Here is a 23,987-nt window from a genome sequence, read left to right on the forward strand (position 1 = left end):
GGCTCAACCCACTTTCTGCAATTGCGCGAAGCGCGCGTTTTCGATGCGGGCGACCTCGGCCGCCGGGACGTAGTAGTCGACGTCGCGGTCATAGCTGCGCTGGATGAAGGTCGCGACCAGGCCGGCGAAGCCGAACAGGGCGATGCCCCACATGTGCCAGATCAGGGCGAAGCACATCACCAGGCCGAAGGCGGCGATGACGGCGCCGGCGGCGGTGTTGCGCGGCATGTGGATGTCCTCATACCCGGCCGCCTGCACATAGGCGTGCCCCGTCTCCTTGTCCGCCCAGTGCTGTTCCAGCGAGGTGATGTGGGGCACGTGGGCGAAGTTGTAGAAGGGGGCGGGCGAGGCGGTGGACCATTCCAGGCTGCGCGCGTTCCACGGGTCGCCCGTCAGGTCGCGGTTCTTCTCCCGGTCGCGGATGCTGACCACCAGCTGGACCACCAGGGCCAGGATGCCGGCGCCGATGATGCAGGCGCCCACCAGGGCCACCACCAGGTAGGGATGCCAGCCGGGCACGTCGTAATGGTTCATGCGCCGCGTCATGCCCTTGAAGCCCAGGATGTACAGCGGCGTGAACGCCAGCCAGTAGCCCACCAGCCAGCACCAGAACGACACCTTGCCCCAGAACTCATCCAGCGTGAAACCGAAGGCCTTGGGGAACCAGAAGGTCATGCCGGCCAGGCAGCCGAACACCACGCCGCCGATGATGACGTTGTGGAAATGGGCCACCAGGAACAGGCTGTTGTGCAGCACGAAATCCGCGCCCGGCACCGCCAGCAGCACGCCGGTCATGCCACCGCCGGCGAAGGTGACCATGAAGCCGATGGTCCAAAGCGTGGCGGAATGGAAGCGGATGCGCCCCCGGTACATGGTGAACAGCCAGTTGAACAGCTTCACGCCGGTGGGGATGGAGATGATGGACGTCATGATGCCGAAGAAGGCGTTGACGTTGGCGCCCGACCCCATGGTGAAGAAATGGTGCAGCCAGACGAAGAAGGACAGGATGCCGATCGAGGCGGTGGCGTAGACCATCGAGGTGTAGCCGAACAGCGGCTTGCGCGAGAACGCGGCGATGATTTCGGAATAGGCGCCGAAGGCCGGCAGGATCAGGATGTATACCTCCGGATGGCCCCACACCCAGATGAGGTTGATGTACATCATCGCGTTGCCGCCCAGCTCATTCGTGAAGAAATGCATGCCGAGGTAGCGGTCGGTCGTCAGCAGGGCCAGGGTGGCGGTCAGCACGGGGAAGACGGCCACGATCAGGATGTTGGTGATCAGCGAGGTCCAGACGAAGACGGGCATCTTCATCAGGTTCATGCCCGGCGCCCGCATCTTCAGGATGGTGACGATGAAGTTCACGCCGGCCAGGGTGGTGCCCACGCCTGAGATTTGCAGCGACCAGATGTAGTAATCGACCCCCACCGTGGGGCTGTAGCCCAGTTCCGACAGGGGCGGATAGGCCACCCAGCCGGTGGCGGCGAAGTCGCCCACGAACATGGACATCATCACCAGCACCGCACCCGCCACCGACAGCCAGAAGCCCAGCGAGTTGACGAAGGGGAAGGCCACGTCGCGGGCACCCAGTTGCAGGGGCACCACCACGTTCATCAGGCCCAGGATGAAGGGCGTGGCCACGAAGAAGATCATGATCACGCCGTGGGCGGTGAAGATCTGGTCGTAATGGTGTGGCGGCAGGTAGCCCGCCGCGTCGTTGCTGGCCAGCGCCTGCTGCACCCGCATCATGATGGCGTCGGCGAAGCCGCGCAGCAGCATGACCAGGCCCAGGATGAAGTACATGACGCCGATCTTCTTGTGATCGACGCTGGTGATCCATTCGGACCACAGGTACCGCCACTTGCCGAAATAGGTGATCAGGCCCAGCAGGGCCAGGCCGCCCAGCGCCACCATGGCGCCGGTGCCCATGATGATGGGCTCATCCCAGGGGATGGCCTGTAGGGTCAGTTTTCCGAACATCAGCGGACACTCCGCGTGCTGCCGGCCCGGGGTGCGGTGCACAGGGCCAGCTGGTCGTTGAAGGCCAGGCCCGGGGCCATGGCGGGCATGAACTGGTGGACGATGTCGCCGAACAGGCCGGCATCGACGGCGTGGTACAGGGTCACCGCATGCTTGATGCTGGGCTTGGCCAGCGCATCATAGGCCGCACCGTCCAGCACGGCGGGGGCGGCCTTGACCTCCGCCACCCAGGCGTCGAAGGACGCGCGGTCCACCGCGACGGTGTCGAAATGCATGTCGGAGAAACCTTCGCCGCTGTAGGCGGACGACCGGCCGGCATAGGTGCCGGGGGTGTTGGCGATCAGGTGCAACTGCGTCTGCATCCCGGCCATGGCGTAGATCTGGCTGCCCAGTTCCGGGATGAAGAAGGAATTCATCATCGACTGGGCGGTCAGCTTGAAGGCGATGGGCGTGTCCACCGGGATTTCCAGGCGGTTGACGGTGGCGATGCCGTAGTCGGGATAGATGAACAGCCACTTCCAGTTCAGGGCCACCACCTCCACGTTCACCGGCTGGGCCTTGGCCTCCAGCGGGCGGTAGGGGTCCAGCTCATGCGTCGTGCGCCAGATCAGCACGGCCAGGAACAGGATGATGACGCAGGGGATGGACCACACCACCACCTCGATGGCGTTGGAATGGGCCCATTTGGGCGCGTAGGTGGCCCGGGTGTTGCCCTCGCGGTAGCGCCAGGCGAACACCAGGGTCAGCACCATCACCGGGATGACGACCAGCAGCATCAGGCCCAGGGCCAGCAGGATCAGGGTGCGTTCCTGGTCGCCGATGGCGCCCTTGGGGTTCAGCAGTTCCAGGTCGCCGCAGCCGGACAGCGCCAGCAGGGCCAGCGGGCTCAGCAGGCGGCTGGCCGGTCCTGACCGGGCGTGCCGATCGCCGTCGCCGCCCGTGGGCGCGGCCGTCGCGATGGGGTTCATGAACGGGATCACTATCTTCTCCATACAAGGCGGCGGTGTGCGGATTGTATGGATAATCCGCCTGCCAATATCGGTGTTTGTATGTATGGATATGTGCCATCAATGCGCCGGCGGATGACGTGCGGAAAATGATGGGCTGCCTTGATCGTTGGCGGGGCGACAGATCGCCGGCCGGACTGGTATGTGTCCAGACCGTCCGAATCCCGGCGTTCGGCGGGCTTTGCGTGGGGGCTGCATTTCCCGCTATCGCCGCCAGGCCCAGCCTATAAACTCGCCGGTGGCGCACGTGCGTCGAGGGACGGCGCGATCATGAGCGCAGTGTATGGATATTGATGTGATGGCCGGACGGAAAAAATGATCGCCGCGCACTGGAAACCCGTCGTCAGCAAGGCCGCCGGCCCCGTCTACCTGGCCATCGCCGACGCCATCGCCGCCGACGTCGCCGCCGGCCGTTTGGCGCCGGGCACGCGGCTGCCGCCCCAGCGCACCCTGGCCGACCAGTTGGGCATCGACTTCACCACCGTCAGCCGCGCCTATGCCGAGGCCCGCCGGCGCGGGCTGGTGGAGGGCAAGGTGGGGCAGGGCACCTATATCCGGGCCGTCGCGGCGGCGGCACTGGCGCCCGCCGCCAGATCCACCCTCGCGGCCGGTAATGGCGGCATGGTGGACATGAGCATGAACCTGCCGCCCCGGTTCACCGACGCGGCCCTGGCGGCGGAGCTTTGGTCCACCGTTTCGGCACTGGAAACGGGCGGCGGGCTGGACCTGCTGATGCGTTACCAGGAACCGGGCGGCAGCGTGCGCGACCGCGCCGCCGGCGTGGCCTGGCTGTCGGGCCGGCTGCCGGGCGCCACGGTGGAGCGCACGCTGGTCTGCCCGGGCGCGCAAGGGGCGCTGCTGGCGACCCTGGGCGTCCTGGCGGCGCCGGGTGACACTGTGCTGGTGGAACCCTTGAGTTACCCGGGGTTGCTGTCGCTGGCGGCACACCTGCGCCTGCGCTGCCTGGCGGTGCCGTCGGATGCGGCCGGCCCCTTGCCCGACGCCTTCCGCGCCATGTGCGGGACGCACACCCCGCGCGTTTTCTATACCAACCCCACCCTTCAGAACCCGACCAGCCTGACCATCCCACTGGCCCGGCGCCAGGCGCTGGCCGATATCGCCCGTGCCCAGGGCGTGATGATCGTGGAGGATGACGCCTACGGCGCCCTGCCGCGCCAGCCGGTGCCGCCGTTCGCCGCATTGGCGCCCGACATCGTCTATCACATCGCCGGCCTGGCCAAGTGCCTGGCCCCGGCCCTGCGCATCGCCTATCTGGTGGCGCCGGACACGCGGGCCGCCGCGCGGCTGGCCGGGTCCTTGCGCGCCACCGCCGCCATGGCCTCACCCTTGACGGCGGCGCTGGCCACCCGCTGGATCGAGGACGGCACCGCCCACAGGGTGCTGGACGCCATCCGGGACGAGGCGCGGGCGCGCCAGCACCTCGCGGCGGGCATCCTGCCGCCGGACGCGGTGACGGCCGATCCGGAAGGCTTTCACCTGTGGCTGCGCCTGTCGCTCCCCTGGACGCGGGGTGAATTCGCCGCCCGCCTGCGCACCGTCGGCATCGGTGTGGTGGCCAGCGACGCCTTCGCCCAGGCCAATCCGCCGGAGGCCGTGCGCCTGGGCCTGGGTGCCCCCGCCAGCCGCGACGATCTGGTGCTGGGCCTGCGCATCGTCGCCGACCTGCTGGACCAGCCACCGGCCCTGTCCTCGCTGGTGGTGTGAGGCTTCAGATCACCTGTCCACCCGACACCTCGATGCGCTGGGCGTTGATCCAGCGGTTGTCGTCCGACAACAGGCTGGCAATCATCGGGCCGATGTCGTCGGGTGTGCCGACGCGGCCCAGGGCCGTCATGTCGGCGAACACCTTGTTCAGGTCCGGCATGTCGCGCACCGCCCCGCCCAGGAAATCGGTCTCGATGGCGCCGGGCGCCACCGTGTTGACGGCGATGCCCCGGCCGCCCAGTTCCTTGGCCAAGTAGACGCTCAGGGTTTCCACCGCCCCCTTGGCGGCGGCATAGGCGGCGAAGCCGGGGTAGGACACGCGGGTCAGGCCGGTGGACAGGTTGACGATGCGCCCGCCGTCGGCGATCAGCGGCAGCAGCGCCTGGGTCAGGAAAAACACGCCCTTGAAGTGGACGTCGACCAAACGGTCGAACTGGGCCTCCGTCGTGTCGGCGATCAGGGCCATGTCGCCGTGGCCGGCGTTGTTGACCAGGTGGTCGAAGGTCGCGCGGTTCCAGGTCTGGCGCAGGGTGGCACGCACCTGGTCCACGAAGGCGGGGAAGGTGGCGATGGTGCCGGCGTCCAGCTTCAGGGCCACGGCCTTGCGGCCCATCGCCCGGATCTCCGCGACCACGGCCTGCGCATCCTCCGCCCGGCTTTGATAGGTCACGATGACGTCGCCGCCCTTGGCCGCGATGTTCAGCGCGGTGTTGCGGCCAAGCCCACGGCTGGAACCGGTGACGATGGTGATCTTGCTCATGGGGTCTATGCTCCGCCCGTGTTGCGATGCCGCAACCATCGGGCCGGCGGCCCCGGCATTGTTGCCGGAAGCTCGACGTTTCTTGCTTGATAATCTTTTCCGCTCTCAGGCGCCGGGCGCCGGCATCCGCCGGCTTGGCTTTCCTCGTTTTGCAGTCCGCCTTCGGCTCCCCACAAAACTCCGGCGGACGCGGTCGCGTCCTAGGGGCGTTTGCGCTGTGGCCGTCAGGCGGCTTCGCGGGCGGCCCTGACGTCGCGGGCGGGGGACAGGCCGAATAGGCGGCCGTATTCGCGGGTGAAGTGCGGCACGCTCTCATACCCCACGGCGAAGGCGGCGTTGGCCGGGCTTTCCCCCGCCAGCATCAGGCGCCGCGCCTCGATCAGCCGCAGGCGCTTCTGGAATTGCAGGGGCGAGAGCGAGGTGACGGCGCGGAAATGCTGGTGGAAGGAGGACGGGCTCATCCCCGCCACGGCGGCCAGGCGCTCGATGGGCAGGACTTGCGCGAACTCCGCCCGCAGCACGGCGACGGCGCGGGCCACCCGCTGCACATGGCCGTCGGGCGGCCCCAGGCGGCGGATGGCGGGCCCGTGCCGGCCGGCCAGCAGCCAGTAGTGCATCTCCCGCACCATCTGGGCCTGCAGCACCGGCACCGACGCCGGGCGGTCCAGCAACCGCAGCAGGCGCAGGGCGGCCCCCGCCACCTCCCCATCTGTCGGTTCCACCCGCACGGGCGCCGTGTCGCTCTCGTCCGCCGCCGCCTTCATCTCCACCGCCAGCGCCGCGATCAGCGGCAAATCCAGGTCCAGCACCAGCGACAGGTAGGGCGCGCCCAGGCTGGCGCGGGTGACCTGGCTGACGGTGGGCACGTCGGCGGTGATCAGCAGGCTGTCGCCGCCGCTGAAGGTATAGGCCTGGTCGCCCATGGTGACATGCTTGGTTCCCTGCACCACCAGGCAGGCCAGCGGGCGGGAGATGGCGTACTGAAGCGCGCTGGGCGCCGTCGCCCGGATCAGGGTCAGGCCGGGGATGGGCGTGCGCGCGACGCCGCCGACATCGGCATGGGCGTCGGCATAGCGGGAAACGGCGGAAAGCAGCGTGTCGGCCATGCCCGATCCTAGCGGTGGGCGGGCGTCAGGGCAACGCGCGCCACCCCTGCCAGGCGATGTAGAGCCCGACCAGGATGATCAGCCCGCCGGAGAAATAGGGCGCCCGGCGCGCCAGCACGCCAAAGGCGTGGGAGAAGCGGCGCGACGCGTGGCGCATGCCCAAGGCCGCCGCCACGCCCACCGTCACCATGGTCAGCGCCAGGCCGATGCTGAAGCATAGCACCAGTGCCACGCCCAGGGTCACCTGCTTCAGCTGCAAACACAGCACCAGCACGGTGATGGCGGCGGGGCAGGGGATCAGGCCGCCGGTCAGGCCGAACAGCACGATCTGCCCCGTGGTCACCGACCGGTTGGCGAAGCGCCGCCGGATGTCGGCGGCGTGCTGCAGTTCATGGGCGTCCTGATAGCCGGCGGCCTCCAGCACCACGCCGGCCCGGTCGCCGTGGTGGTCATGGTGATGATGCCCATGATCGTGGTCGCCATGATGGTCATGCCCGTGCCCATGATGATCATGATCATGCCCGTGGTGGTGCCCATGGTCATGCCGATGATCATGATGATGGTCGTGATCATGCTCATGCTCTTCCAACTGCGCCTGGCGGGTACGCCACAGCATCCACAGGGCCACGGCGATGACGATGGCGCCGGACGCCAGCTGGAAATAGGGCTCCGTCGTTTCCGCGTTCCAGGTGCCGCCGAAATGCAGGCCGGCCAATGCCACCAGCCACACCACCAGGGTATGGGACAGGGTGGCCGACAGGCCCAGCAGCACGGCTTGGCCCACCGTGCCGCGGATGGCGATGATGAAGGCGGCCATCATGGTTTTGGAATGCCCGGGCTCCAGCCCATGCAGGGCGCCCAACAGGATGGCACTGGGGATGAACAGCCAGGCATTGCCGGCCCCCTGCTGCAGCAGGTCGGAAAGCGGGGTCATTGAGGCTCACAGGCTTTGATCGTTGGCCGGTATCCTATCCCCCCCGAGGGGATATGCGCAAGCCACAGTCCGATGCCGGCGGGCGAGGGGGCTTGACCCCCGCCCGTGATCGGCGCAGAAAGTGAATGCGTCAGGGTTTCACACCCCGGATGTGGGCTTTATGTGGGCGCCCTTTGGGGCATGCTTCGGCGCATGGCCGCCCCGCATCCCGGCGTTCTGGTGCCGGCGGTTCCCGGAAACCGTGGCTTTCAGCCGTTCCGCCCAGTCCGCTTCGCCGCCCCCGCCGATCCATAGCATTGACGAATGAGTAGTGAAATCAATTCGATTTGACGCTACCGTCTGCGTAATTGATTTTTTCCACACAAATGGCGCGTTGAACGAATGCCGCATCAAACGGTTTAACGCGACTTCTACTGGCAAAACGGGTGGTGATGGTCGCCGGCCCCGGGACAGCCGAACCAAGTACGCGAAGTGGGGAAAATCATGGGGAAAGCAACGTCCCGGTCTTCTAATCCGGGCAAGGATGTTCAGACGCTGGCCGCCCATCTGAAGGCAGGTGCGGGTGTCGGCGCGCTGCTGCTGGGCATGGTGGCGTTCCAGGCCGCTGCGGCGGATGCCGCCGCCCCGGCTGACGCAGCCCCGGCCGATGGACAGGCCATCCAGGACGTGGTGGTCACCGCCACCCGCCGGTCCCAGCGCCTGGAAGAGGTGCCGCTGGCCGTGTCCGTGATCGATGGCGCGGTGATGGAACGGCGCGGCCTGGCCGACGTGCAGGACCTCAGCGCCGCCGTCCCCGCCCTGAACTTCCGCACCGGCGCCTCCAACAAGGACCGTGACATCTTCATCCGCGGCATCGGCACCGTCACCACCTCGCCGGGCGTGGAGCCGTCGGTGTCCATGGTGGTGGACGGCGTGGTGCTGGCGCGCCCCGGCCAGGCCACCCTGGACCTGCTGGACATCGACCATATCGAGGTGCTGCGCGGGCCCCAAGGCACGCTGTTCGGCAAGAACGCCACCGCCGGCGTCGTCAACGTCGCCACCACCAACCCCACCGACCAGTTCCACGGTTATGTCGAGGGGTCGTACTTCAGCGGCGGCGATGAATACCGGGTGAAGGCCGGCATCTCCGGCCCGCTGGTGCCAGGCAAGCTGGACGGCCTGCTGTCGGTGGTGACCAGCGGCTATGACGGCAATGTCACCAACGCCTACACCAACGACAAGGTCAACGGCTACACCCACAGCGGCGGCCGGGCCAAGTTCCTGTTCACCCCGTCGGACGATGTGACGGTGACGGTGGCGGCCGACTATCTGTTCTCCCGCGACAGTGTTCCCACCGGCGTGTTCGCCGCCACGACGCAGACCGCCTATCCCACCAACGCCGTCACCAGCAGCGCACCCCTGGCCGCCGCGCTGAGTGCCGCCAACATCCAGGCGTCCGGCGACAACACCCGCGTCAACGCCAACACCAACAGCGGCACCAAGGACAACAACGGCGGCATCTCCGCCACGGTGGACTGGTCGTTCAACGGCTACACGCTGACCTCCATCACCGCGTACCGCAAATGGCAGAACACCCAGTTCCAGGATTACGACCAGCTGTCGCAGCTAACCTCCTCCATCCCGCAGGTGGCCGACAACGGCTATCTGCTGTTCAGCCAGTCGTCGGAGGAGGTGCGCCTGGCCTCGCCCAAGGGCGGGCTGATCGACTACGTCGCCGGCCTCTATTACATGCACGCGGTGGATACCGAGGTGTACGGACGCGGCGTGACGCAGATCTCGGGTGGCAGCCAGGTCACCAACCAGGGCACCGCCCGCTTCGGCACCACCGGCAACAACTACGCCGCCTTCGGTGAGGCCAACATCAACTTCACCCCGGACTTCCGCGCCATCGCCGGTGTCCGCGTGGTGCATGACGATCTGGACTACGGCTTCAACCGCGTCTCCACCTCCGCCACGGCCGTGACCGCCATCCAGCCGGCGTTCAGCAGCAGCGGGTCCACCGGCACCACCGATTATTCCGACCGCCTGGGCCTGCAATACGACATCAGCCACGACGTGACGGCTTACGCGACCTACTCGCGCGGCTACATGGGTCCGGCCTATAACGCCTTCTTCAACATGGTGGCCAGTTCCACCCTGGCGCTGAAGCCGGAAACCTCGGACAGCTATGAGATCGGCCTGAAGGCCAAGGCGCTGGGCGGCAAGTTGCAGGCGGACTTCGCCGGCTTCATCACCAACTTCCAGAACTACCAGGCCAACTTCGCCGACACGGTGGGCGGCGCCCTGGTGACCCGCCTGATCAACGCCGGCAGCGTGTCCACCAAGGGCATCGAGGCCGACATCACCTACCGTCCCATCGACAATCTGGTCCTGACCCAGTCGCTGGCCTGGACCCAGGCGCGTGTCGACCATTTCAACTGCCCGGCCAACGCCGCCAGCAGCTGCGACATCGACGGCCAGCCGCTGCCCTTCGCCCCGGACTGGAAGCTGAACACCTCGGCGACATACACCATCCCGCTCAACGGCCGGTTCAACCTGGTGCTGGACACCGATTACCGGTGGCAGAGCAAGGTGCAGTACCAGCTGACCGAGACGCCGGACACCATCCAGGACGCCTACGGCATCTGGAACGCCAACATTACCTTCGCCGATGACGATGACGGCCTGCGCGTCACCGGCCTGGTGAAGAACCTCCTGGACACGCACTACTCCTCCTACCTCGCCCACGGCAACCTGGCGGGCCTGGTGCGGTGGGTGCCGCGTGACGACAGCCGCTATTACGGCATCACCGTGCGCAAGGACTTCTGATAGTGCTCATCGCCCGCCGCTGGATGCTGGTGCTGCTGATCAGTGGCGGCATCCTGAACTACGCCGACCGCCAGATCATCGCCCTGGTGAAGCCCCTGCTAAGCCAGGACCTGGGCTGGTCGGACGCGGACTATGGCCAGTTGGCCGCCGTCTTCCAGCTGGCGGCTGCGGCCACCTTCCTCTTCGCCGGGCGCTTCGTCGATCTGGTGGGGGCGAAGTGGGCCAACCCGCTGGCGGTGGGCTCGTGGAGCCTGGCGGCCATGGCGCATGCCGTGGCCGTCACCCTGCCGCAGTTCCTGATGGCCCGCGTGGCCCTGGGCGCCACCGAGGCCCTGGGCACGCCCACGGCGGTGAAAACCATCGCGCTCAGCTTCGGCACGGCGGGCCGCACCCAGGCCCTGGGCCTGATGAACGCCGCTGGCAGCATCGGCGCCATCCTGACGCCGCTGTTCATTCCCGTGGTGGCGGCGCACGTCGGCTGGCGCGGCACCTTCCTCATCACCGGTGGATTGGGTTTTGTCTGGGTGATCGCCTGGGTCCTGCTGGCCCGGGGCACGGTGGAGGCACCCCTGCCGGCGGAGGCGGTGCCGGTGCGTGAGGCCGGGCTGTGGCGCCAGGCGCTCAGCGACCGGGGCACCTGGGCCATCGCCGGCGCCAAGGCCTTGAGCGACCATGTCTGGTGGTTCCTGCTCTATTGGGCGCCGGACCTGTTCCACCGAATCTTCCATCTGGACCTGATGCAGTCCGCCGTGCCGCTGGCCACCATCTATGTGGCGGCGGCGGTGGGGGCCGCCCTGGGCGGTGGCGCCTTCGGCCGGCTGGTGGAACGGCGGGGCTGGTCCGCGGAGCGGGCACGCCGGGCCATCTTCCTGGTGTGCGGCCTTTGCGTCCTGCCCCTGCCGCTGGTGCTGAACGTCGATGGCGTCTGGGCGGCGGTGTGCCTGTTGGGCCTGACGCTGGCGGCGCACCAGGGTTTCTCCACCAACCTGTTCGGCATGATCACCGACATCGTGCCGCCGGCGCGGGTGGGCCTGGTCACCGGCCTGGGCGCGCTCAGCGGCAACCTGGCCGGCATGGCCATCCTGCAGGTGACCGGCCACGTGCTGGCGGACGGCCACGGCTACGCGCCCATGCTGGCGCTGGCCTCCGTCTCCTACCTGCTGGCCCTAGGCTGGATACTGCTGCTTCGGGCTCGGCCAAGCTTGGTGGGTGCCACTTAACAGGGTGCACATGGCCGGTCGAACATCACAGTGCCGGAAATCTGGATGTGAATTCAGGCATCGACGCAATGTCCGGCCGCGTGCTCCGGACATGATCAAAGATGGTTGAAAGCCCCTCCCTAACGCTCCGCGTGAAATCGGAGACTGGGATTGTGCCCAGCCGGTGGCTCTTGGGCAGTCTTTTTCCTGACGCGTCGGCGTTGGTATATATGTCGACCAGATCGCCCTGCCGAGCCAAGGTCATGGAATAATCCAGGAATTTGTCCGCCCATGGTTGAGGGGCCGTGTCGCCGGATTCCAACTTTTTGGCGATGATGGCGAGTGTCGACAGCATATGCAGGGCCGGGCGGTCGCGGAATAATGCCTGGCTCTGATCAATCCTCATTTCGACATCTCCTTCGATATTGTTCCAGAGCATCGTCTCGAAATCAAAATACCCCTTGAAGTCATTCTGCAGGTCATTCTTGAGGTTCAGTTTGATGCTCATCATTTGTCTCTCGTTGGCGAGTCGACGGCGCTGGGATAGCCCGCGGATCGTGTCCCAGGTCGTGGTGTAAGAAGCGCCCGGTCATTTTGGTCTCCGGCGCGTTTGGCCGGGACGATCATGCGGCGACAGTGGGCAGCATGATGGTTGGATCATCGCCGACGGCGGCGATGGTTTCCAGGGTCATGTAGCGACCGCGCTGAACTGCCCATTCATCGTTGATCTCCATGAGGACGGCACCCACCAGGCGGGTGATGGCGTCCTCGTTCGGGAAGATACCGACGACCTCGGTACGGCGCTTGATCTCGCCGTTGAGGCGTTCGATGGGGTTGGTGCTGTGCAGCTTTGCCCTGTGGGCGGCGGGGAAGGACATGAAGGCCAGGACGTCCTCCTCGGCCTCGTCCATCAGGGCGGCGAGCTTGCCGACCTTGGGTCGGAGTTGATCGGCGACCTGGCGCCACTGGGTCCGGGCGGCGGTGGCGTCATCCTGGGCAAAGGCGGTGCCGATGAAGGCAGCCACCACACGGCGGCCTTGCTTGCCGGCGTGGGCCAAGGCGTTGCGCATAAAGTGGACACGGCAACGCTGCCAGGTGGCACGGAATACGCGGGCGACAGCGGCCTTGATGCCCTCGTGGGCATCGGAGACGACCAGCTTGACGCCACCCAGGCCGCGGCGTTTGAGCTTGCGCAGGAACTCTACCCAGAAGGTCTCGGCTTCCGAGGTGCCGATGTCCATGCCCAGGATCTCTCGCCGACCGTTGGTATTGACCGCCACGGCGATGGTGACGGCCACGGAGACGATGCGGCCGTTCTGGCGGACCTTCACATAGGTGGCGTCGATCCACAGGTAGGGCCAGTCGCCTTCCAGCGGCCGTTCCAGGAAGGTCTTAACCCGGCCGTCGATCTCCTCGCACAGCCGGCTGACCTGGCTCTTGGAGATGCCGGTCATGCCCATGGCCTGGACCAGGTCGTCCACCGCGCGGGTGGAGACGCCCTGGATGTAGGCCTCCTGGATCACGGCGGTCAGCGCTTTCTCCGCCATGCGGCGGGGCTCCAGGAAGCCTGGGAAGTAGCTGCCCTTGCGCAGCTTGGGGATGTGCAGTTCCACCGTGCCGGCGCGGGTATGCCAATCGCGGTCACGGTAGCCATTGCGCTGAACCAGGCGGTCGGCCGACCGTTCGCCGTGGCCGGCACCGGTCAACTCCTGAACCTCCAGTTCCATCAGTCGCTCGGCGGCAAAGCCGATCATCTGTCTCAGGACATCGGCGTCTGCGCCCTTTTCAAGCATCACGCGCAGCGCCATCATCGGGTCGGTCATCGTGGTCACCCTCGGTTGGGGATGTGTTGTGGTGACCAAACTCTACCGAAGAACCGCGATGACCGCCCGCCGTGTCAGGCCTTCCAGCCGGCTATGCCGGCCTCCACGCCTGACACGGCGGAGGCGCTCCTACACCACGCAGTGGGACGTGACCTAGCCCGCGTAGATGGTAGCGGCTTGGCCATTCTGGGTGGAAATTATGGTCATGATGCTGGTCGGCGTTCCGTCAGCCAACTTGCCGATCGGTGCTCCAAAGTCCTTCGATATCACGGTCGCCGGACTATTCGCCCAGCCGGTTGGAACAAATCGTTCACCCTGAACGATTGTTGTTGCGACCATGACGGTGAAGGTGTGGTAGTCGACGTCGAATTCGCTTTTCCCCGTGGCATTGGCGCCTGGGCCATGTTTCGCGTACGTGTTTGTGAGGAAAGTATTCCAGTCGGGACTGGCCGAGACGTCGCCCCCATAGGGCGTTGGCACGTTTTGATAAGAGCCTGTCGCGGCGGACCAAATCATTCCCCCGTCGGGTGGAAATGATAAAGTCCAGAAACTGAACGGCGCGGTCGGGGATGGCTGACCATACACGACGACTTCATTGTCGTCACTTGAGGGGGATTCTTCATAAAGGGGCCGGATGGTTGAGATTCCAGATGTGCCAGAATCCACTGCCGCTGCCGTCGTATTCACGGTCAATGATGACTGGGTTCTGCGTGTTTTCTCCAAAAATCCCAGGAATTCAAGGGGCTAATTTGTTGGTATGTCGTCATTGATATTAACTATATCAGTTTGATTCGGTTGTGATTGTTGCAATATACCATTGGTTATTTGGTATATATTATTGTTTCGTGAGTCATTTATCCACAAATTGGGTTCGGTATTGATATTTTGTTGGGTTCTTAATGCGCGTGCCGATTGTACGTCCGTGATCTCCATTTTGATCTCCGTTCCAAATCAAGACATCAATCATGGAGTGCATATCATTGTCGGTTGATAGATTTTTTGGCTTATATACGACAGTTATGCAAGCAATGTGGATTGTATATGTCGGCGTGCTAGGTTGCGGTGGCGAGGCGGCCGTGTGACGGCCTCAATCAACCGGCCCGCCGGTTGGATTGGCCAGGCGCTCCACCGCCGCCATGTGTTCCGTGGCCACGTCCTGGATGATCTGGCGGAACTGCGCCACCAGGCCGGGGGTGGGGCCGATGCTGGTGGCCTCCAGCAAGGTGAAGGTGCTGGCGATGCGGGGGCGGAAGCGGCGGATTTGCGCGCCCAGGCGGGCGAACAGCAGGGCGGAGAACGGCTCCGCGATGGTGACACCCAGCCCGGCGGTGACGTAGCAATAGGCCGGGAAGGAATGCTGGGTCTCGATCAGCCGGTCGACCACCACGCCCTCCGCCACCAGCATGCGGTCGATGTCGTCCCACAGGGCGTCGGCCTCGTGCATGGGGCCGATGAAGCGCTGGCCGGCCAGGTCGCCGGCGTGGATGACGCGCTTGGCGCCCAGCGGGTGGTCCGGCGGCAGCACGCAGACATATTCCGCCGGCACCAGCGGGCTGGTGCGCAGGCCCTGGCGCGGCGGGGCGTTGACGCCCAGGCCAAGATCCGCCTGGCCCAGGAACACCCGGTCCTCCACCCCATGCTGGCCCTGGGATTCCACCGTGACCTTCACGTCGGGGTACAGGGCGTGGAAGCGCGCCATCACCGTGGGCAGGATGCCGCCGGCCAGGGCCGACAGGGCGGCGATGCGGATGGTGCCCACCGGATGGGCGCGGATGCGCCGGGCCGCCTGTTTTAACAGTTCCACGCCCGTGAAACTCTGGTGCACGGCCTCATAGAAACTGTTGGCCTGTTCGGTGGGCACCAGGCGGCGGCCCCGCCGTTCGAACAGGTCGAACCCCACCACCCGTTCCAGGTCCGCGATCAGGCGGCTGACCGAGGGCTGGCTGATGTTCAGCATGGCGGCGGCGGCGGTGATGCCGCCGCTGGTCATCACGGCGCGGAAGGCTTCGATCTGTCGGATCTGCATGGGATGGATAGCTTCAGCGGATGGATAGGGAAACCAATTCGATTGGATCGAATGAATGGTGGGTGGGATAAATTAGACTGTGAAATCCACAGTTCAACACAAAAACGTCCGATAGTATGCGTCATATGAGTCAGTTAATGACGCAAAATTAAATGTTAAATATGGAAAGGGGAAGGTTTCCATGAGCGCGCGCCTGCGTTTCGGCATCGTCGGTACCGGCATGATGGGGGTGGAGCATATCGCCAGCTTGGCCCTGTCGCCGGAGGTGGAGGTGGCGGCCATCGTCGACCCCACCCCCTCCTCGCTGGATTGGGCGCGCGACGCCCTGCGGCGCACGGGCAAGAACGCCGATGTCACCGCCTATGGCAGTGTCGCGGACATGCTGAAGGGCGGGCGGCTGGACGGCGTCATCCTGGCCTCCCCCAACCACACCCACCACGATGTGCTGCAGCCCCTGCTGGGCACCGACCTGCACATCCTGTGTGAAAAGCCGATGTGCGCCGATCTGGACGATGCGGCCCGGGTGGCGGATGCCGCGGCCGGCCATCGCGGCGTGTTCTGGGTGGGCATGGAATACCGCTACATGCCGCCGGTGGCCCGCTTCGTCCAGGATGTGCATGGCGGCCGGGTGGGGCGGCTGGTGATGCTGTCCATGCGCGAGCACCGCTTCCCCTTCCTGCCCAAGGTGGGGGACTGGAACCGCTTCAGCCGCAACACCGGCGGCACGATGGTGGAGAAGTGCTGCCACTTCTTCGACCTCATGCGCCTGGTGGTGGGGGCGGAGGCGGTGCGCGTCTATTGCTCCGGCGCCATGGACGTGAATCATCTGGACGAGCGGTACGATGGTGAGACGCCGGACATCATCGACAACAGCTACACCGTGGTGGACTTCGCCAACGGCGTGCGCGGCCTGCTGGATCTCTCCATGTTCGCCGAAGGCGCGCAGGAGCAGGAGGAGGTGATCGCCGTGGGTGACCAGGCCCGCCTGGACGTCACCATCCCCAAGGGCGACCTGGTCTACAGGCCCCGCCGCGCCTTCCGCCGGCCGGACCGGGTGGAGCGGGAACACGTGGCGGTGGACCAGGTGGTGCTGGACGCCGGCCACCACCACGGTGCCACCTATTACCAGCACCGCGCCTTCCTGGACGCCATCCTGTCCGGCGGCCCGGTGCAGGTGTCGGCCGAGGATGGCTACCGCGCCGTGCAGATCGGCGCCGCCGCCGAACTGAGCGCGCGGGAGAAGCGGGCGGTCGACCTGGCGGAGTTTAATACGCGCGGCGTTTGATCCGTCGGATCAAATGCCCCCTCAATCGCCGGGCGCCGGCATCCGCCGGCTTGGGCTTCCTCGATTTCCAGTCCGCCTTCGGCTCCCAGAAATCTCCGGCGGCCCCAGTCGGGGCCTACAGCGGCATGAGTAAAGTCTCATGCCGCTGGTGGTGGGTGAGGATACCCCAGGCGCCGTCGGTGCCCGGGGTTCTTTGCGTCAACTCATCACCCGCTGGCCGCCGCGCACCACCGGCACGGCGTTGCGGCGCAGGTGGCCCGGCCCCGGATCCAGGATGGGCAGGGCGGAATACTGCATCAGGTAGACGCGGCGCAGGTGGGGCGTGAGGTTGGGGCCGGTGGCGTGCAGCAGCCGGCTGCTGAAGGCGACGACGCTGCCGGCCGGCACCTCCACCACCGTACCCTCCTCCGGCCCGGTCCAGCCGATCAGGTCGCGGGTGGCGGGGTTGCGCTCATGATGCAGGATGGCGTCGCGGCTTTCCGGCACTTGGGTGAAGGGCAGCAGGTGCACGGTGCCGTTCTCCGCCGTGGCATCGTCCAGCGGGCACCAGCAGGTGAGGTAGGGCGGGTGGTCTGGCGGTCCGCCATTGTATTTCATATAGCCGGAATCCTGGTGCCAGCTGAACGCCATGCCGTTGTCCGGCCCCTTCACCACGAACTGGTCGAAGAAGAAATAGGCGTCGGGGCCCAGTGTGGTGCTGCAGATGTCGGCCATCACCTGGCCGAACAGCACGCCGCGCAAGGCCGGCTGTTCCCGTTGGCACTCCCCGGCGAAATAACGCCGCCCACGGTGGGTGATGCCGTCGGCGTCCACGCCCAGGGCGTCCAGCCGCGCATCCTCGCGCGCCACGAAGCGCTGGCATTCGGCGCGCAGCAGGTCCAGCGCCGGCCCCAGCAGGGCGCCTTCGAAGACGGCGTAGCCCTCGGCGGCGAATTGCCGGCGCTGTGTCTCAAAACTCATGGTGGTCTTGCCCCCTCGGTGCCGCCCGTTCTTCCCCATGGGTTTTTCCCGTGACCCGGCCCCATGCTGGCGCCCGTCCGCCGGCAAATCCAATCGAATGAATTCTGGGGCTCATTCGGCCACGCTATGGATGCCGGCAATGCCCGGGATACTGGCGCAAGACTTACCTTTCGAGGTAACCCGGCATCCGATTTATTCCATCCCGGTGCGCGGGATCGGCCCAATCATTTGTATGTTCTTTGATTTTACTTAAGTAGTTTTTGGCGCATTCGTACTGTGTGATCGGTATCACACAATCATGATGACGATTCTCTGATAAATGGAAAGTGAGAACAAAAACGCAAACGCAATTGTAAAGGCGATCTATTTTTAGACATTACGTGACAGGTTCTGACATTTCGCCAAATTCATTCCAGCTATACATACAATCTTACCCACGTAGCGATTGACACACATCTGTTGCTGCCCCAGAAGGTCTGGTAGGAAACTATCTTTCGGACAGGTCTGTGTCCGAACCGATGGTGTGGACGTTGGGTCAAAAAAAGATACGCGGGTGCGATGGGGCCTAGCCGGGGAAGTACCCCGGACGGTGCCGGTCGCGTTCCCCCCGTGTCGCTGGTGTTGAGGATGGGGCTATGACGAAGCGCAAGATGGTCAGCAAGGCACTGTTGGCCGGTTCTTCCCTGGTGGTTGTCGGCTTGGCGCTGGCGGCACCCCACCCGGCCCGCGCGGCGGATTAGCACCATCGGCGGTTCCGTCACCGGCCGCAACTGGCCGGCAACCAGCAACTTCACCATCACCAGCACGGGCACCGTCGCAGGCAGCGTCACCGGCACCCTCAGCGGCCTGACCGCGACCGTCACGGCCGGCACGCTGTACAACGCCGGCCACTTGCTGGGCACCGACGCCGGCCTTTCCATCAGCGCCGCCGTCGGCGCGGTCTACAACAGCATCGGCGGCACCATCCAGGGCGGCACGGCCGGCATCAAGGCCTTCGGCGCCATCACCAACATCACCAATTCCGGCCTGATCAGCGGCGGCAGTTTCGGCATCAATTCCGGCGCCTCCAGCATCAGCACCCTGAACAATTCGGGCGGCACCATCATCGGCGGCGTCAGCGGTGTGCACACCAACGTGACCATCGGCACGCTGATCAACAGCGGCACCATCGCCGGCACCTCGCTGTGGGGCATCGGCATGGTCGGCGCCGGCAGCATCGGCACGCTGATCAACAGCGGCCTGATCACCGGCGGCGGCGGCGCCATCAATGTCGGGTCCTCCTCCGCCACCCTGGGCACCATCACCAATACCGGCACGATCAGCGGTGCCATCAACAACGCCTCGGCGGTCAATCTGGTGTTCGTGGGCGGCAGCGGCACCGCCGTCGGCACCCTGACGGGCGGCATCATCTCCAACACCAGCAGCAACGTGATCTTCGCCGGCGGCACCATGGTGGTGGCCGACACCATCAGCGTCGGCACCCATACGGTGGTGAACGACGGCGCCAACCTGATCATCTCGGGCGCCGACACCATCTTGGGCACCTATGCGCAGGCCAGCGGCACCCTGACCGTGGGCGGGGGCGGCACGCTGATCGTCACCGGCGTCGCCAGCATCACCGGCGGCACCATCGCCGTCGGCGGCGGCACCCTGTCCGCCAATGCGACATACCTGGCGGGCAGTGGCGGCAGCAGCACCCTGATTTCCGCCGGCGTCGGGTCCACCTATGACGGTGCCGTCATCACCTCCGCTGACGTCACCGGCCTGGCCTACGCGTCCAGCACCGACGGCACCAACCTGGTCGCCAGCATCGGCAACGATTACATCGGCGACGCCCAGGCCAGCATCGGCAACACCGGCACCATCAGCGCCGTGCCCACCGCCGTCTACGTGGCAGGATCCGGTAGCGTGGGCACGCTGATCAACAGCGGCCTGCTGTCCGGCACCTCCAGTGGCGTGTCGATCGTCGGTGGCGGCACCATCGTCAATCTGGTCAACCAGACGGGCGGCAGCATCATCAATGGCGTGGTGGTGGGCGACGGCGGCGTTCTGACATCGCTGAACAATGCCGGGCTGATCTATGGCACGGTCGCTGTGGCTGTGACCGGCAGCGGCACGCTTGGCGCTGGCCAGATCGGCACCATCAGCAACAGTGGCACCCTCATCGCCGGCGTCGGCATCGGGGTGGATGCCGGTGGCACCATTGGCACCGTGCTTAACAGTGGCCTGATCATCGGCGTCGTCGCCGCCGCCTATGTCGTCGGCAGCATCGGCACGCTGGTCAACGATGGCACCCTGCTGGCGCAGGGCACGAACAACTACGCCCTGCTCATGACCAGCAGCGGCTCGATGGGCACGCTGGTCAACAGCGGCACCATCGAAGGCGCCATCGCCAACGTCGGATCCGCGGCACTGACCATTGATGGCGGCATGGGCGGCACCATCGGCACGCTGACCGGTGTCGGCGGCGCCAAGGGCACGATCGTGTCGGTTCCCGATCTGGTTTTCGGCAGCGGCACCCTGGCCCTGAACGACGATATCGGCGCCACGGTGCTGAACACCGGTGCCACCCTGCGCCTGGACAACGCCGTCACCATCACCGGCGATTACAGCCAGGCCGGCGGCGGCACCCTGGCGCTGACGCCAGGCGGCAGCGGCGGCCTGGTCGTCACCGGCACGGCCGACCTCAGCGGCGGCGCGGTGCAGGTCAGTTTCTCCGGCACCGGCAACTACCTGACGGGCACCCAGACCCTGGTGAGCGGCAGCATCATCGGCACGCCCAATGCCGACATGTCCACCGTCACCGGCCAGGCCGCCACCCTGGTGTCGGGTGCGGGCGGCCTGTCGCTGGCCATCCTGAACGATTACATCGGCGGCACGCTGGCCAGCCTGGGCAATACCGGCAGCATCGGTGCGGCCACCGCCGTTTATGTGGCCGCCACCGGCACCTTGGGCACGCTGGTCAACAGCGGCACGCTGTACGGCACGCAGGATTACGGTGTCTTCAACGGCGGCAGCGTCGGCACCCTGGTCAACACCCTCGGCGGTGTCATCCGCGCCACCAGCTCGGCGGTGCGTAACGAAGGCAGCCTGGGCACGCTGATCAACAGCGGGCAGATCATCTCCGACGGCAACGCCGGCGTCTTCAACGACGCGCAGGGCTGGTTGGGCGTGCTGATCAACAGCGGCACCATCTCCGGCGGTGTCGGCAACGCCGGCACCATCGGCACGCTGTCCAACAGCGGCCTGATCAGCGGCAGCTATGCCATCTTCAACACCGGCACCATCGGCACGCTGGTCAACAGCGGCACCATCGCCGGCACCATCGAGAACGACGCCAGCACCGCCCTGACCATCGTGGGCGGGGCCAATGGCACCGTCGGTACCCTGACGGGTGTTACCGGCCAGGGTGTCATCACCAACACCGCCAGCAACCTGGTGTTCGCCGGCGGCAGCCTATTGCTGAACGACAACGTCAACGCCACCGGCCACACGGTGCTGAACACCGGCGCGTCGCTGCAACTCAACAGCATCGTCACCGTGACCGGCGCCTACAGCCAGACCGCCGGCACCCTGGCGCTGGCCACCGGCGCGTCCCTGGCGGTCACCGGTGCCGCCAGCATCACCGGCGGCGTCATTTCCGCCAGCGGCTTCAACGCCAACGCCACCTACATGGCCGGCAGCGCCGTCGGCACCCTGGTCCAGGCGGGGGCCGCGTCCGACTATTCCGGCGCGACGGGTGGTGGCCGCCGGCGTCTCCGGCCTGGCGCTGTCCACCAACAGCGACGGCACCAACCTGGTGGCGACCGCCGGCAACGATTACATCGGCGACACCCAGGCCAGCATCGGCAACACCGGCAGCATCGGCGGTGTCGTCTACGCCGCCGTCGTCGCGGCCACCGGCACCGTCGGCACCTTCACCAACACCGGCACGCTGGTCGGCACCTCCAGCGCCTCCAGCGCCGCCGGCGTGCGCGTCGTCGGCAGCATCGGCACGCTGGTCAACAGCGGCGTCATCGGCGCCACCGGCAGCCATTTCGGCGACGGCGTGCAGAACTACGGCACCATCGGCGCCCTGCTGAACAACAGCATCATCGCCGCCACCATCAGCGGCGCCGGCATCGAGAACACCGGCCTTATCGGCAGCATCGGCAACACCGGCACCATCAACGCCGTCTATTACGGCCTGAGCAATGTAACCAACGCCACCATCGCGGTGCTGGACAACGGCGGCGGCATCATCGCCGGCACGGGCGTCCAGAACCGGGGCGTCATCGGCACGCTGATCAACACCGGCCGCATCGGCATCGGCAACAGTCTCGGCCTGTCCACATACGACGGCACCATCGGCACGGTGGTGAACAGCGGTGTCATGGGGGGCGGCGGCGGCATTTACGCCGGTGGCGGCGTGATCGGCACCATCGACAACAGCGGCACCCTGATCGGCAACAACGCGACCGGCGCCCTCTACATCACCTCCACCGCCACGGTGGGCACGCTGATCAACAGTGGCGTCCTGGCCGGCGACATCCGCAACACCGGCGCCGGCGACCTGACCATCGGCGGCGGCACCGGCGGCACGGTGGGCACGCTGACCGGTTACGACCTGACCAGCCAGGGCGTCATCACCAGCACCAGCCATGATTTGGTGTTCAGCGGCGGCAACCTGGCGCTGAACGACATCATCAACGCCACCGGCCACACGGTGCTGAATATCGGCGCCAGCCTGGCCCTGCTGAGCACCCTCAGCATCACCGGCAACTACACCCAGACCAGCGGCACGTTGGGCCTGGGCGCCAACACCCTGGTGGTCAGCGGCGCCGCCAACCTGTCAGGCGGCACCCTCACCACCGCCCTGCTGGACGCCACCGCCAACTACATCGTGGGCACTGTCGCCGGCACCCTGGTGCAGGGCGGGGCGGGGTCCAGCTACACCGGCGTCGAGGTCGCGTCCACCATCGATGGCCTGACGCTGGCCTCGGGTGCCACCACCCTGGGGGCCAACGTCGACCTGCTGCTCAGCAGCACCAACGATTACATCGGCGGCACCCTGTCCAGCCTGGACACCAGCGGCACCATCGCCGCGGTGCGCACCGCCCTTTACGTGGCGTCCACCGGCAGCCTGGGTACGTTGCACAACAGCGGCGTGCTGGCCGGCAACCAGTACGGCCTCCTCAATGACGGTACCCTCGGCCTGATCGACAACACCGGCACGGTCAGCGGCCTGGTGGCGCTGTACAATGTGGGTGCCATCGGCACGGTGGTGAACAGCGGCAGCCTGCTGGACGGGGCCTCGGCCGCCGCGGCCGGCCTGAACAACGCCGGCAGCATCAACCTGGTGGACAACCAGGGGACCGGCACCATCAGCGGCCAGTCCTACGGCCTGTACAACGTCGGCACCATCGGCGCCGTCAGCAACCAGGGCAGCATCACCAGCGGCGTCTACGGCCTGTACAACAGCATCGCCGGCACCATCGGCACCATCGACAACCAGGCCACCGGCACCATCTACGGCCAGGCCCACGGCCTGGTGAACCTGGGCACCATCGGTGGCGTCACCAACAGCGGCGTGATCGGCGGCAGCACCGGCCTGGGCGTGCGCAACGCCGGCAGCATCGGCAGCCTGGTCAACACCGGCCTGATCAACGACGCCACCGGCGTCTACAACAGCGGCGTCCTGGGCAGCCTGGACAACAGCGGCACCATCAGCGCCGCCGGCACGGCCATCCAGGTCACGGGCGCGGGCACCATCGGCACGCTGGTCAACAGCGGCCTGATCGCCGGCAGCTTCAACGCCCTGGTGAACAGCGGCAGCCTGGGCACGATCGCCAACAGCGGCACCATCGCCGGCGTCATCCGCAACCTTGCCGCCCAGGATCTGGTCATCACCGGCGGCACCGGCACCACCGTCGGCGTCCTGACCGGCTACACCGGCATGGGCAGCATCGTCAGCACCCTGGGCAACGTGGTGCTGGCCTCGGGCAGCCTGTTGCTGAACGACCAGGTGAATGTCGGTACCGGCACCCTGGTCAACAACGCCTATTCGGTCTCGCTGACCACGGTGGTCAACGTCACGGGCAACTACAGCCAGTCAACGGGCGACCTGGTGCTCAGCGTCGCGGGCGGCGCGCAACTGTCGGTCAGCGGGGCGGCCGTCGTCACCGGCGGCACCATCGCCGCCACGGATGTCACCACCGCCGGCAACCTGCTGGCGGGCCAGCGTGGCAGCATCGTCATCGCCGGCGGCGCCGGTTCCAGCTACAGCGGCTACGTCCTCAACGGCGTGCAGGGCCAGGAACTGACCGGCAGCGTGGTGGGCAACGACCTGTACACCGCCGGCGTCAACGACTTTGTCGGCACCATCCTGGGCAGCC

Annotated in this window: 15 protein-coding genes; 5 read left to right on the forward strand and 10 right to left on the reverse strand. The window is 66.4% G+C overall.

Annotation, left to right across the window (positions count from 1 at the left end):
• Positions 1-3 precede the first annotated feature (3 nt).
• Together cyoB and cyoA are read right to left on the reverse strand one after the other, a co-directional pair.
• Entirely contained in the window at positions 4-1,980 is a 1,977-nt protein-coding gene (cyoB, locus tag PW843_27055; GenBank protein MDE1150225.1) for a cytochrome o ubiquinol oxidase subunit I, read from the reverse strand.
• The gene (gene cyoA, locus PW843_27060) at positions 1,980-2,948 is read right to left on the reverse strand and encodes a ubiquinol oxidase subunit II (protein ID MDE1150226.1); all 969 of its coding nucleotides are present in this window, start codon (positions 2,946-2,948) and stop codon (positions 1,980-1,982) included. Before cyoA ends, cyoB begins: the two co-directional genes overlap by 1 nt.
• Before the next feature lie 354 nt (positions 2,949-3,302).
• Between cyoA and PW843_27065 the strand changes: the two genes are divergently transcribed.
• Positions 3,303-4,712, forward strand: a complete 1,410-nt coding sequence (locus PW843_27065; protein MDE1150227.1) for a PLP-dependent aminotransferase family protein — start codon at positions 3,303-3,305, stop codon at positions 4,710-4,712.
• Between the two features lie 4 nt (positions 4,713-4,716).
• Here the strand turns inward: PW843_27065 and PW843_27070 are convergent, their stop codons facing one another.
• From PW843_27070 to PW843_27080, 3 genes are all read right to left on the reverse strand, one after another.
• Positions 4,717-5,472 carry an SDR family oxidoreductase gene (locus tag PW843_27070; protein MDE1150228.1) on the reverse strand — a complete coding sequence of 252 codons (756 nt, stop codon included), beginning with the start codon at positions 5,470-5,472 and terminating at the stop codon, positions 4,717-4,719.
• 224 nt (positions 5,473-5,696) lie between these two features.
• Positions 5,697-6,578, reverse strand: a complete 882-nt coding sequence (locus PW843_27075; GenBank protein ID MDE1150229.1) for an AraC family transcriptional regulator — start codon at positions 6,576-6,578, stop codon at positions 5,697-5,699.
• A gap of 25 nt (positions 6,579-6,603) precedes the next feature.
• Positions 6,604-7,512 (reverse strand): nickel/cobalt efflux transporter, encoded by a 909-nt coding sequence (locus PW843_27080; GenBank protein MDE1150230.1) that lies wholly within the window; start codon positions 7,510-7,512, stop codon positions 6,604-6,606.
• Between the two features lie 483 nt (positions 7,513-7,995).
• Here PW843_27080 and PW843_27085 point away from each other — a divergent pair, with 483 nt between their 5' ends.
• The gene (locus PW843_27085) at positions 7,996-10,320 is read left to right on the forward strand and encodes a TonB-dependent receptor (protein MDE1150231.1); all 2,325 of its coding nucleotides are present in this window, start codon (positions 7,996-7,998) and stop codon (positions 10,318-10,320) included.
• Between the two features lie 2 nt (positions 10,321-10,322).
• On the forward strand, positions 10,323-11,540 hold the full coding sequence (locus tag PW843_27090) for an MFS transporter (protein MDE1150232.1): 1,218 nt from the start codon (positions 10,323-10,325) through the stop codon (positions 11,538-11,540).
• Positions 11,541-11,565: 25 nt separating this feature from the next.
• Here the strand turns inward: PW843_27090 and PW843_27095 are convergent, their stop codons facing one another.
• The 4 genes from PW843_27095 to PW843_27110 all read right to left on the reverse strand — a co-directional run bounded on the left by PW843_27095 (position 11,566) and on the right by PW843_27110 (position 15,368).
• Positions 11,566-12,030 carry a hypothetical protein gene (locus PW843_27095; GenBank protein MDE1150233.1) on the reverse strand — a complete coding sequence of 155 codons (465 nt, stop codon included), beginning with the start codon at positions 12,028-12,030 and terminating at the stop codon, positions 11,566-11,568.
• 112 nt (positions 12,031-12,142) lie between these two features.
• The gene (locus PW843_27100; protein MDE1150234.1) at positions 12,143-13,342 is read right to left on the reverse strand and encodes an IS256 family transposase; all 1,200 of its coding nucleotides are present in this window, start codon (positions 13,340-13,342) and stop codon (positions 12,143-12,145) included.
• 153 nt (positions 13,343-13,495) lie between these two features.
• Positions 13,496-14,035, reverse strand: coding sequence for a hypothetical protein (locus PW843_27105; GenBank protein ID MDE1150235.1), 540 nt, complete (start codon positions 14,033-14,035; stop codon positions 13,496-13,498).
• Positions 14,036-14,429: 394 nt separating this feature from the next.
• Positions 14,430-15,368: a LysR substrate-binding domain-containing protein gene (locus tag PW843_27110; GenBank protein ID MDE1150236.1), complete on the reverse strand. Its 939-nt coding sequence runs from the start codon at positions 15,366-15,368 to the stop codon at positions 14,430-14,432.
• A gap of 181 nt (positions 15,369-15,549) precedes the next feature.
• Here PW843_27110 and PW843_27115 point away from each other — a divergent pair, with 181 nt between their 5' ends.
• Complete coding sequence (locus PW843_27115) at positions 15,550-16,653, forward strand: Gfo/Idh/MocA family oxidoreductase (GenBank protein ID MDE1150237.1); 1,104 nt, start codon at positions 15,550-15,552, stop codon at positions 16,651-16,653.
• A gap of 198 nt (positions 16,654-16,851) precedes the next feature.
• Here the strand turns inward: PW843_27115 and PW843_27120 are convergent, their stop codons facing one another.
• Positions 16,852-17,613, reverse strand: coding sequence for a phytanoyl-CoA dioxygenase family protein (locus tag PW843_27120; protein ID MDE1150238.1), 762 nt, complete (start codon positions 17,611-17,613; stop codon positions 16,852-16,854).
• A gap of 690 nt (positions 17,614-18,303) precedes the next feature.
• Between PW843_27120 and PW843_27125 the strand changes: the two genes are divergently transcribed.
• Positions 18,304-22,257, forward strand: a complete 3,954-nt coding sequence (locus PW843_27125) for a hypothetical protein (GenBank protein MDE1150239.1) — start codon at positions 18,304-18,306, stop codon at positions 22,255-22,257.
• The last annotated feature ends 1,730 nt before the right edge of the window (positions 22,258-23,987 follow it).

The organism is Azospirillaceae bacterium, assembly GCA_028283825.1.
Classification (GTDB): domain Bacteria; phylum Pseudomonadota; class Alphaproteobacteria; order Azospirillales; family Azospirillaceae; genus Nitrospirillum.

What these genes read in the sequence shown, in the direction of transcription:
- cyoB (MDE1150225.1), bottom strand. Translation starts at nt 1,980, where the DNA reads ATGTTCGGAAAACTGACCCTACAGGCCATCCCCTGGGATGAGCCCATC.
- cyoA (MDE1150226.1), bottom strand. Translation starts at nt 2,948, where the DNA reads ATGAACCCCATCGCGACGGCCGCGCCCACGGGCGGCGACGGCGATCGG.
- PW843_27065 (MDE1150227.1), top strand. Translation starts at nt 3,303, where the DNA reads ATGATCGCCGCGCACTGGAAACCCGTCGTCAGCAAGGCCGCCGGCCCC.
- PW843_27070 (MDE1150228.1), bottom strand. Translation starts at nt 5,472, where the DNA reads ATGAGCAAGATCACCATCGTCACCGGTTCCAGCCGTGGGCTTGGCCGC.
- PW843_27075 (MDE1150229.1), bottom strand. Translation starts at nt 6,578, where the DNA reads ATGGCCGACACGCTGCTTTCCGCCGTTTCCCGCTATGCCGACGCCCAT.
- PW843_27080 (MDE1150230.1), bottom strand. Translation starts at nt 7,512, where the DNA reads ATGACCCCGCTTTCCGACCTGCTGCAGCAGGGGGCCGGCAATGCCTGG.
- PW843_27085 (MDE1150231.1), top strand. Translation starts at nt 7,996, where the DNA reads ATGGGGAAAGCAACGTCCCGGTCTTCTAATCCGGGCAAGGATGTTCAG.
- PW843_27095 (MDE1150233.1), bottom strand. Translation starts at nt 12,030, where the DNA reads ATGATGAGCATCAAACTGAACCTCAAGAATGACCTGCAGAATGACTTC.
- PW843_27100 (MDE1150234.1), bottom strand. Translation starts at nt 13,342, where the DNA reads ATGACCGACCCGATGATGGCGCTGCGCGTGATGCTTGAAAAGGGCGCA.
- PW843_27110 (MDE1150236.1), bottom strand. Translation starts at nt 15,368, where the DNA reads ATGCAGATCCGACAGATCGAAGCCTTCCGCGCCGTGATGACCAGCGGC.
- PW843_27115 (MDE1150237.1), top strand. Translation starts at nt 15,550, where the DNA reads ATGAGCGCGCGCCTGCGTTTCGGCATCGTCGGTACCGGCATGATGGGG.
- PW843_27120 (MDE1150238.1), bottom strand. Translation starts at nt 17,613, where the DNA reads ATGAGTTTTGAGACACAGCGCCGGCAATTCGCCGCCGAGGGCTACGCC.